Raw genomic sequence first — 11,250 nt, forward strand, 5'->3', positions numbered from 1 at the left:
GTTGGGCGATTATACAGTATTAACAACCAGCATAAACTATGCAACTGTGAAGCAGGCATTTATGAAGAGAAGCCTGGATATTATAGGTGGATTGGCAGGATGTATTTTGACAGGAATAATTTTCATATTTGTGGCACCTGCAATCTATATTCGGTCGCCAGGTCCGATTTTCTTCTCACAGATTCGAGTGGGAAAGAACGGCAAGAAGTTTAAGATGTATAAATTCCGCAGTATGTACATGGATGCCGAGGAGCGGAAAAAAGAACTGATGAAAGACAACAGAGTCGAAGACGGCATGATGTTTAAGCTGGAATTCGATCCACGTGTAATAGGAAATAAAATCTTGCCAAATGGAGAAAAGAAAACTGGAATTGGTAATTTAATAAGGAAAACAAGCTTAGATGAATTCCCACAATTCTTAAATGTACTAAAAGGAGTCGGCGGTATAATAGAGCCAACCGAGAAAAAGCTTGATTTTACAGGATTTTCGTTGGCTTAGCTAGGTTCCTTAGTATGATTCTTATGATTTTTCATTAAAGGAAACCAATCGCATTTCCAGCGGAAATATATAATAAAGTGGTTTCCTGGATGCTTATTTTGACCCAATTATAAATAAGTAAATGAGAATCATAAATAATAGGAGGTAATGGCTGAGCCTGCGGATGTCCCTCGAAAGACGTTCACAGGTTATCTGTCGTTGGAGAAAAATATAAGAAATAAATGAGAAAAAAGAGATAAGGAAGTAGCCCTCGATTTTGTCGGGGGGGGTACAGTAAGGGAGATATGAAATGTTAGGAAAATCAAAACGAAAGTGTACGATGGATACCCCAGTACATATTAATGAGAATGAAAAGAAAACTGAATATCGAAACTCTTATATCACATATCTAAATATTCAAAATGTGATTCCCATGTGCTGATTACTTGTGTTCGGGGGTATGGCTATGGACGGAATTACATATCTCAACAAATCTTAACATATTCTGGATTAATGCTCTTCTTTGTGTAGCAATAATCCTATCTAGTTTTAAATCACTCAAATTTGAAGGCAATTTCTACAATTGTGGGGACGATTGTAGATTAACAGATAGATTACAAAAAAATGGAAGGGGAAAGAAAGAAATCTATGTATAGAAAAGATTCTGAAGGATGGTTAAAACACGCAGATTTTATAATCTTAGACATGATCTGTTTGCAATTAGCGTATGTTCTGGCATATGCAATTAGCGGATATGGATTTAATCCATATGAAACCATTATTTATCGCAATATGGCAGTTTTCCTTGAACTGGCAGATCTCGTTATGATTTTTGCGTATGGCACCATGAGAAGTGTATTAAAAAGAGGATACTATCGTGATTTTGTAATTACGTTAAATCATGCGATTATGGTAGGTGCATTGGCAGTGTTATATTTATTCCTGCTTCAGCAGGGACAGGACTTTTCAAGATTAACATTGATGCTGACCATAATAATTTATTTAGTAATGACGTATATTGTCAGAGAACTTTGGAAAAAACTGCTGCGAAAACAGATGAAGGATGGCGGGGAACGCAAACTACTGATTGTAACATCAGAAGATGTGGCTGAACAAGTAGTATTAAGTATGCAGGAAAACAATTATGCCAGATTCTCATTGGCTGGTGTAGCTGTAATTGATGCGGACTGGACTGGAAGAGAAATTCATGGAGTTCCGGTAGTTGCCAACGAAGAGACTGCAGCAATGTATGTATGTCAGGAATGGATTGATGAAGTTTTGATTGTTGTTTCAGAAGTTCTTCCATATCCGTCAGAGTTAATTGAGCAATTATCAGAGACGGGAATAACCATTCATCTTAATCTTGCAAAGATTACAAGCGTGCCAGGGAAAAAACAGTTTGTGGAAAAGGTTGGTAATTACACAGTCCTTACGACAAGTATCAATTATGCATCAACCAGACAGTTAATGTTAAAACGCTTAATGGATATTGCGGGTGGATTAGTTGGATGTATTTTTACCGGAATCATTTGTATTTTTGTCGGACCGGCAATTTATATTGCATCACCGGGACCAATCTTCTTTGCTCAGGAGCGAGTTGGAAAGAATGGAAAGAAATTTAAAATGTACAAGTTCCGCAGTATGTATATGGATGCAGAAGAACGTAAGGCAGAGCTTATGAAAGATAACAAACTTGGAGATGGAAAGATGTTTAAACTGGACTTTGATCCTCGTGTTATCGGAAATAAGATACTTCCAGATGGGACACATAAGACAGGAATCGGTGATTTTATCAGACGAACAAGTTTAGATGAATTTCCGCAATTCTTTAACGTATTACGTGGCGATATGTCGATTATAGGTACTCGCCCACCCTTGATCTCAGAAACGAATCTGTATGAGCTTCACCATCGTGCAAGGCTGGCAATTAAGCCTGGAATCACTGGCATGTGGCAGGTAAGCGGACGAAGTGATATTACCGATTTTGAAGAAGTAGTTCGTCTTGATAAAGAGTATATCACAAACTGGAACATTGGGCTAGATATAAAAATATTGTTTAAAACGATATTGGTAGTCTTTAAGAAAGATGGATCAATGTAAATCCTACAAGCAGCTTATTTTATAGAGAGAATAAGCTGCAAAAGGATAACTATAGATAAGTTATAAATATAAGCAAAAGCTGAGGAGGTTAGCGAATTTATGAAAGGAATTATTTTAGCAGGTGGATCAGGAACAAGATTATATCCACTTACCATGGTTACATCAAAACAGTTATTACCGATATATGATAAACCGATGATTTATTATCCAATGTCTGTATTGATGAACGCAGGTATCAGAGATATTTTAATTATTTCTACACCAGCAGACACACCAAGATTTCAGGATTTATTGGGGGATGGACACCAGTTTGGTGTGAATCTTCAATATGCTATACAGCCTAGTCCAGATGGACTTGCTCAGGCATTTATCATTGGAGAGGAGTTTATTGGTGATGAGCCAGTAGCAATGGTTCTTGGTGATAATATTTTTGCAGGTCATGGATTAAAGAAGAGATTACAGGCAGCGGTTGAAAATGCAGAAACAGGAAAGGGTGCTACAGTATTTGGTTACTATGTAGATGACCCGGAGCGTTTTGGAATCGTAGAGTTCGACCATGATGGAAAGGCTATTTCTATTGAGGAGAAGCCAGAACATCCAAAGAGCAATTATTGTGTGACTGGTCTGTATTTCTATGATAACCGTGTAGTGGAGTATGCAAAGAATTTAAAGCCAAGTGCCAGAGGCGAACTTGAGATTACAGATTTAAACCGTATCTATTTAGAAGATAACAGCTTAAATGTAGAACTTCTTGGACAGGGATTAACATGGTTAGATACTGGAACACACGAATCTTTAGTGGATGCAACGAACTTTATCAAGACAGTAGAGCAGCATCAGCACAGAAAGATTGCTTGCTTAGAAGAAATTGCCTACTTAAATGGATGGATCTCTAAAGAAGAAGTTCTGAAAGTTTATGAAGTTTTAAAGAAAAACCAGTATGGACAATATCTGAAAGACGTACTGGATGGGAAATATCAGGAACATTTGTATTAAGAAAGAAGAGGATAGAATAATGACAATTATCGTAACCGGAGGAGCCGGATTTATTGGAAGTAACTTTGTATTTCATATGTTAGATAAATATCCTGATTATAGGATTGTATGCGTGGACAAGCTTACATATGCAGGAAACTTATCTACTTTAGCACCAGTAATGGATAACCCCAATTTCCGTTTCTGTAAGATTGATATTTGCGACAGAGAAGCAATCTATAAATTATTTGAAGAAGAGCATCCAGACATGGTTGTGAACTTTGCAGCAGAGTCTCATGTAGACCGTTCTATTGAAAATCCTGAGATTTTCTTAGACACAAATATTAAAGGAACTGCTGTTATGATGGATGCTTGCCGTAAATACGGTATCAAGAGATACCATCAGGTAAGTACTGACGAAGTTTACGGAGATCTTCCATTAGACAGACCGGACTTATTCTTTACAGAGGAGACACCGATCCATACAAGTTCTCCATACAGTAGCTCAAAGGCAGGAGCAGACTTATTAGTTCTTGCTTACCACAGAACTTATGGGCTGCCTGTAACAATTAGCCGTTGCTCTAACAACTATGGACCATATCATTTTCCAGAGAAGTTAATCCCGTTAATGATTGCCAATGCTTTAGCAGATAAGCCATTACCTGTTTATGGCGAAGGATTAAATGTTCGTGATTGGCTCTATGTAGAGGATCATTGCCGTGCGATAGACTTAATCATCCATAACGGACGTGTTGGAGAAGTTTATAACGTCGGTGGTCACAACGAAATGAAGAATATTGATATTGTAAAGATTATCTGTAAAGAACTTGGAAAGCCGGAAAGTCTGATTACTCATGTAACAGACCGTAAAGGTCATGATATGCGTTACGCTATTGACCCAACAAAGATTCACAACGAATTAGGCTGGTTACCAGAAACAAAATTTGAAGATGGAATTAAGAAGACGATTCAGTGGTATTTAGATAATAAGGAATGGTGGGAGACAATTATTTCTGGTGAATATCAGAACTACTACGAAAAAATGTACGGAAACAGATAAGAATATTAGGAGCGATAAGAAATGAAAGTATTTGTAACAGGTGTGGCAGGCCAGCTTGGTCATGATGTCATGAATGAATTAAGTAAAAGAGGTTATGAAGAAATCGGCTCTGACATCGCTCCAGAATATTCTGGAGTGCAGGACGGAAGTGCCGTTACAACAATGCCTTATGTTTCTTTAGACATCACAGATAAAGAAGCAGTAGAAAAAGTTCTCACAGAACAGAAACCAGATGTTGTTGTCCACTGTGCAGCATGGACAGCAGTAGACCTCGCAGAAGACGATGATAAAGTAGAAAGAGTTCGTGCTATCAATGCCGGTGGAACAGAAAACATCGCTAAAGCCTGCAAAAAGCTTGATGCGAAAATGGTTTATATTTCCACAGACTATGTGTTTGACGGACAGGGGACAGAACCGTGGTTACCAGACTGTACTGACTACAAACCATTAAATGTCTACGGTCAGACTAAATTAGAAGGTGAACAGGCAGTAAGCGGTAATCTTGATAAATACTTTATCGTCCGCATTGCATGGGTATTTGGAGTAAATGGAAAGAACTTTATCAAAACAATGCTTAACGTAGGAAAAACACACGATACAGTTCGTGTCGTATCCGACCAGATTGGAACACCAACCTACACTTACGATTTAGCAAGACTTCTTGTAGATATGATTGACACTGATAAATATGGCTACTATCATGCCACAAACGAAGGTGGCTATATTTCCTGGTATGATTTTACCTGTGAAATCTTTAAACAGGCAGGCTATACCACAAATGTAGTACCTGTAACAACAGAAGAATATGGCTTATCCAAAGCAGCCCGACCATTCAACAGCAGATTAGATAAATCCAAACTCGTAGAGGCTGGTTTTACCCCACTGCCAACATGGCAGGATGCGTTAAGCAGATATTTAAAAGAAATTGAATACTAGAAATTTGAGATAGATAAAGAAGGAAGTAATAAAAATGGGACAGATAAAAGTAACAAAAGCACCAATTGAAGGATTATATGTAATCGAGCCAACCGTTCACGGAGATGACCGTGGCTATTTCATGGAAACCTATAACCTTAACGACATGAAAGAAGCTGGACTTGATATGAACTTCGTACAGGATAACCAGAGCATGAGTACAAAAGGTGTGTTACGAGGACTTCATTTCCAGAAGCAGTATCCACAGGGCAAACTTGTAAGAGCCATCAAGGGACGTGTATTTGACGTGGCTGTAGATTTACGTTCTGATAGTAAAACATATGGACAGTGGTATGGGGTAGAACTTACAGAAGAGAACAAGAAACAGTTCTATATTTCTGAAGGATTCGCTCATGGATTTTTAGTATTGAGTGATACAGCAGAGTTCTGTTATAAATGCACGGACTTCTATCATCCAGGAGACGAAGGCGGACTTGCTTGGAATGATCGTGAACTCGGTATTGAGTGGCCAGAATTAGTTGGAGAATATAATGGTACAGCTTCCGCAGAGGGATATACATTAAAAGATGGAACAAAACTTAATTTATCTGATAAAGATCAGAAATGGGTCGGAGTGAAAGATACTTTTAAATTTTAAACTTAGAGAGAGTAGGAAGCAATATGCAGCAAGAAAGAAAGGTACAGCATGTTTTTTTAGTAGGTGCTAAAAGTCTAGGTGCTTACGGTGGATACGAAACATTTGTATATAAATTAACCGAATATCATCAGAATAATAAAAATATTAAATATCATGTAGCATGTAAAGCAAATGGTGATGGATGTATGGATGAAAGCAAATTAGATGGAGTAAGAAAAATATCCGATACAGAATTTGAATTTCATAATGCACGATGCTTTAAAATTCATGTTCCTCAGGTTGGTGCTGCACAAGCTATTTATTATGATGTTGCAGCATTAAATGAATGTTGCAAATACATAGAAAAAAATGGTATTAAGAATCCGATAGTATATATTATGGCTTGTAGAATTGGACCATTTGCGAAACACTTTTATAAAAAAATCCATAAACTAGGTGGAAGAGTATATTTGAATCCTGATGGACATGAGTGGATGAGAGCAAAATGGTCTGCACCAATACGAAAGTATTGGAAAATATCTGAACAGATGATGATTAAATGGTCAGACTTGGATATTTGTGATTCTGTTAATATTGAAAAATATATTCATGAATGCTATGATCGAAAAGGAATAAAAGGAAGAGATCCTAAAACTACTTTTATTGCCTATGGAGCAGATCTTACATTAAGTAAGTTGTCTGATGACGATAAAAGACTTTTAAATTGGTATAAAGAAAAAGGACTCTCAAAGAAAGATTATTATCTTGTAGTAGGTCGTTTTGTCCCAGAAAATTCATTCGAAATTATGATAAGAGAATTTATGGCATCTAATTCAAAACGAGATTTTGCAATTATTACGAATGTAAATGAAAAGTTTTTAGGTGAATTGGAACGTAAATTACATTTTAAACAAGATAAAAGAATTAAATTTGTTGGAACAGTATATGATCAAGAATTATTAAAAAAAATAAGAGAAAATGCGTATGCATATTTTCATGGACATACAGTTGGTGGAACAAACCCAAGCCTGATTGAAGCATTGGGAAGTACTGATTTAAACTTATTAGTTGATGTTGGATTTAATAAAGAAGTTGCTCAAGAGTGTGCATTATATTGGAGCAGAAAAGAAGAAAGTCTTTCAAAACTAATTGAACAGACAGATGCAATGAGCGAAGCGGAAATTAGGGAACTTGGAGAAAAAGCAAAGAAACGAGTATCGGAAGAGTATACTTGGGAAAAAATTTGTGGAATGTATGAACGTGTATTTGTAGGAGAATAATATGGAGCCATTAATTAGTGTAATTGTTCCTGTATATAATGTTGAAAAATATTTAGGACAATGTTTAGAAGATATTGTGAATCAAACATATAACAATATTGAAATTATAGTAATAGATGATGGTGCAACCGATAGTAGTGGTAAATTGTGTGATCAATGGCAGCATAAAGATAGTCGAATTGTGGTGTATCATAAAGAAAACGGTGGATTATCTGATGCAAGAAATTATGGATTAAAATTTGCAAAAGGTGAATGGGTGACTTTTGTTGATAGTGATGATAGAATTGCAGAAAATTTTATTGAAAAGTTATATGAAAATGCTTTGAAATATAAAGCAGAAATATCAATTTGTGATCCTCTGCACATATTTGATGATAAAATGAAGTTTGATTATGATGAAAAGATAAAAATATTTTCTGCTGATGAAGCAATAGAAGAAATGTGGTATCAAAAATCCTTTCTTGTTTCAGCATGGGGGAAGTTATATAAGAGAAAATTTTTTGAAAAAGTGTTGTTTAAAAAAGGGATTATATTTGAAGACGTTGAGATAATGCACAAGATATTTGAACAAGCGGATAAAATCGTATATTCAACTACTAAGCTATATGGATATGTTCATCGTGAAGGAAGTATTACCACGCAAAAGTTTTCTGTTAAAGATTGTGGAATCTTAGATATTTGTGAAGAATTATTGAAATATACAGCTAATAAAAGTCAAAACCTTAAAGATGCTGCAAAAGCATATTACGTAGTTGGCTGCTTTAGAATTTACTTAAATGCGCCAGTTCAAGACGAATATAAGAAGTATATAAACAAGGCTAAAGATGGTTTGAATAAATATGGAAAAGATGTTTTGAGAAGTTCAAGTGTAAGAAAAAAGACAAAACTTGGTTTAATTTGCTATTTTTATTTGCCATTTTTAATGTTGCCACTTTATAGGAGAATTAATAGGTGGAAAGATTGAAAATGAGAAGTAGAGGGTATCCATTACCTTAATCGCATCATAAACAAGCCATCTTTCGGTGGCTGCTTTAAAAATTGAATATCGTATACATTTAGGCTATGCAGTTGCTGACTTGATCTTATAACCTTGGTTTCTGGCGCTCATGAGTGCCTGCTCTACGGTAATCTCACGATCCACAGGTAGTAAGTCGGATTTTCGATAAAGTTCTGCATTATAGTTTTCTCCGTTCTTTAACATGTGGTATAATGCGGTAAGAAGCATTCTTGCTATTGCAATGATTGCTTTCTTGTGACCGCGACGCTTTTTAATACGGAGATAGCGGTTGCGAATTTCAGGATGCTTTTTACTTTTAACAACAGCGTTTGCGCACTGTACTAAAAGAGGTTTGATGTAGCATCCGGCCTTGGAAACCCGGACAGATTTTTTCTTCCCTGCACTTTCATTGTTGGTCGGGGTAAGACCAGCCCATGAGCACAAGTGTTTCGTCGAAGGAAAAGCCTCCATATTGGTACCAATTTCGGAAATAATTCCGATGGCAGTGAAATCACTGCTGATACCAGGAGCGGTTTGAAGAATGGCAAGTACCTGCTGATAGGGAGTGGCGAGCGCAAGAATGAGTTCTTCAAGCTCTGCTTTCCGGGATTCAAGGTTTTCATAATGAGATTTGATTACTTTGAGCTTACCAGCCTGTTCCGGAGTGATATATCCGTCAATGGCATCACGAAGTTTAGGAAGTTTCTTTTTTAAACTTTTGAAAACAAGAGGTTCAAGGTCAAAGGAAGTATCTGCGGGATTTTCCAAAATCTTATCCAGTATCGCCTGAGCAGATTTGCCGAAGGTGTCCGAGACAATGTTTCCCCACTGGATATTGGAAACCGTGAGACAGTTCTGCAAACGATTCTTTTCACTTGATTTGAAGCAGGTCAGTTTGAAACGGTAGCGCATAAGGTCATGAAGCTGGCGGATGTCAGCGGGTGGCATAAAGCTTCCGGCAACAAGATCATGCTTAAACAGGTCAGCAATCCATTTGGCATCTTTCTTGTCAGTTTTCTTTCCACGGATAGCCTTAACGTATTTCGGATGGGCAAGGACAATCGAACAATCTTTTTCCAAGACGTTATAAACAGGAATCCAGTATTTACCGGTGGATTCCATACAGACAGCCTTGCAATTCCTGTCGAGTAGCCATTGTAACAAAGTTTTCAGACCGCTCGTATAGGTCGAAAACCGGTGGCTCTCGTAAGAAGTGACACCTTTATCGTTCGTAGAAGCGATGCAGGCAACTACAAAAGTCTTGTGGACATCAATGCCACAACAGATTTTGTACATGATTTTTAAAGCCATAGGGACTCCTTTCAGAACCGGGAGGTTCGCTAAAGATTATAGGGAGAGACGGCATTGACTGAACGCCTAAGCCATAAACGAGAATGTTTATACAAAGATAAGATTACGTGCTTGAAGTCACACTTATTTGTGCTTGAAAAGGCGAACTACACATATAATAATGCGGTCATCCGGCAAGCCGGACAGCCCACTCACCTCCCCGTGATTTGTAGTATATCGAGTTCCCTACAAGAAGAATTATAAAGAAAAAATGAGCTCAGGGAAACATTTTCATAACGTTTTGTGCCTGAGCGAAGCGAAAGGAATGGATATAATAATGAAAAAATATATGATAAGTATTGTCATTCCAATATTTAATGCTGAAAAGGTAATTAATAGATGTATGCAATCCATTATTAGAGAAAAATTTGACGATGTTCAAGTTATTCTTGTGGATGATGGAAGTACAGATGAATCCTATAATATTTGTTTAGAATGGAAGAAAAATACGGATTATGTTGAAGTAATTCATACAAGAAATAATGGAGTTTCTGCTGCACGTAATAGGGGAATATTAGAGGCAAAAGGAGAATATGTTTTATTTTTGGATGCAGATGATTGGTTATTAAATGGATGGTATGAAGAGATTAATGCATTAATGGATAAAAAATATGATCTAATATTATTTTCATATAAAGTGGTTTATGAAGATAAAAGAAAAAATTATGAGGTACACTCATTTTGTGAAGGGAAAATTAAAGTAAATCAAGTATATGAAAGCTTAGCGACAACGACATATATGAATTTCTGTTGGGGGAAACTTATTAAATTATCTTTTTTGCGTCAAAATAATATATTGTTTTCAGTAGGAAAAAAAATAGGGGAAGATTCAGAATTTCAATTTAAAATATTGCAATTTGCTCCAAGCATTTACTATAGAAAATTTTCCATGATATCCTATTATCAAGGAGAAGATAGTGTTATGCATAGGTTTGAAGAATCAAAATTTAAAAATTTAGAAGAAGATTTCATATTTAGGAAAAATGTGATAAAAAAAATAGAACAAGTTACTCCTGAGACCTATAATGGTTTTTATAATAATTTAGATATAATTTTAATTTCATATACTATAAAACTGAGTAAAATAAAAAATAAAAAAGAATTCTGTTTGTTTATGGAGCAACAAAAAGAAAAAAGTTATTATCAGGAGATTGTAAATAAAACGAAATTTTCGTCTAAAAGAATAGATAAGCAAGTGATATTGACATTTTTAAGAAAAGAAAAGTGGAAAATATTGTATTTTATTTTTCGACAGGTTAATACAAAAAACTAAAAATATGAGAGCTTATATAATGAAAGGAATAGGGGTTAATGTTTAATGAGAATATTCCTAAGTTAAGAAAAAAAATAGGTATTTTAAGATTATCTGATATAATGATATGGTGTTTATGTATTATTATGCTTAATACGTATACGGTATTACTACATTATAATATTTTGTTTAGAACTGTAATAGCG

At 35.8% G+C, this 11,250-nt stretch carries 10 protein-coding genes; 9 read left to right on the forward strand and 1 reads right to left on the reverse strand.

The genetic code is table 11. From position 1 onward, the window contains the following. The 8 genes from ACTNES_RS16335 to ACTNES_RS16370 form a co-directional block, all read left to right on the forward strand. A partial coding sequence (locus tag ACTNES_RS16335) for a sugar transferase (RefSeq protein WP_441040113.1) occupies positions 1 to 499 on the forward strand: 499 nt, incomplete at its 5' end. A gap of 627 nt (positions 500 to 1,126) precedes the next feature. Beyond that, a complete protein-coding gene (locus tag ACTNES_RS16340) occupies positions 1,127 to 2,578 on the forward strand; it encodes a sugar transferase (protein WP_441040114.1) in 1,452 nt (483 codons plus the stop codon). A 99-nt stretch (positions 2,579 to 2,677) separates the two neighbouring features. After that, complete coding sequence (rfbA, locus tag ACTNES_RS16345) at positions 2,678 to 3,574, forward strand: glucose-1-phosphate thymidylyltransferase RfbA (RefSeq protein ID WP_441040115.1); 897 nt, start codon at positions 2,678 to 2,680, stop codon at positions 3,572 to 3,574. 19 nt (positions 3,575 to 3,593) lie between these two features. Further along, positions 3,594 to 4,613 carry a dTDP-glucose 4,6-dehydratase gene (rfbB, locus tag ACTNES_RS16350; RefSeq protein ID WP_117456733.1) on the forward strand — a complete coding sequence of 340 codons (1,020 nt, stop codon included), beginning with the start codon at positions 3,594 to 3,596 and terminating at the stop codon, positions 4,611 to 4,613. A 21-nt stretch (positions 4,614 to 4,634) separates the two neighbouring features. Further along, positions 4,635 to 5,549: a dTDP-4-dehydrorhamnose reductase gene (gene rfbD / locus ACTNES_RS16355; RefSeq protein WP_441040116.1), complete on the forward strand. Its 915-nt coding sequence runs from the start codon at positions 4,635 to 4,637 to the stop codon at positions 5,547 to 5,549. 34 nt (positions 5,550 to 5,583) lie between these two features. Next, on the forward strand, positions 5,584 to 6,186 hold the full coding sequence (gene rfbC, locus ACTNES_RS16360; RefSeq protein WP_441040117.1) for a dTDP-4-dehydrorhamnose 3,5-epimerase: 603 nt from the start codon (positions 5,584 to 5,586) through the stop codon (positions 6,184 to 6,186). Between the two features lie 23 nt (positions 6,187 to 6,209). Continuing rightward, entirely contained in the window at positions 6,210 to 7,445 is a 1,236-nt protein-coding gene (gene cps2T, locus ACTNES_RS16365) for a beta 1-4 rhamnosyltransferase Cps2T (RefSeq protein WP_441040118.1), read from the forward strand. Between the two features lies 1 nt (position 7,446). Further along, complete coding sequence (locus ACTNES_RS16370; protein ID WP_441040119.1) at positions 7,447 to 8,409, forward strand: glycosyltransferase family 2 protein; 963 nt, start codon at positions 7,447 to 7,449, stop codon at positions 8,407 to 8,409. 96 nt (positions 8,410 to 8,505) lie between these two features. Here ACTNES_RS16370 and ACTNES_RS16375 read toward each other — a convergent pair whose 3' ends face one another. Next, positions 8,506 to 9,753 carry an IS110 family transposase gene (locus tag ACTNES_RS16375; RefSeq protein WP_441040120.1) on the reverse strand — a complete coding sequence of 416 codons (1,248 nt, stop codon included), beginning with the start codon at positions 9,751 to 9,753 and terminating at the stop codon, positions 8,506 to 8,508. 316 nt (positions 9,754 to 10,069) lie between these two features. Here ACTNES_RS16375 and ACTNES_RS16380 point away from each other — a divergent pair, with 316 nt between their 5' ends. After that, complete coding sequence (locus ACTNES_RS16380; RefSeq protein ID WP_441040121.1) at positions 10,070 to 11,065, forward strand: glycosyltransferase family 2 protein; 996 nt, start codon at positions 10,070 to 10,072, stop codon at positions 11,063 to 11,065. Positions 11,066 to 11,250: the final 185 nt, after the last annotated feature.

This window comes from Blautia sp. HCP3S3_D9, assembly GCF_052063845.1.
Lineage (GTDB): Bacteria > Bacillota > Clostridia > Lachnospirales > Lachnospiraceae > Blautia_A.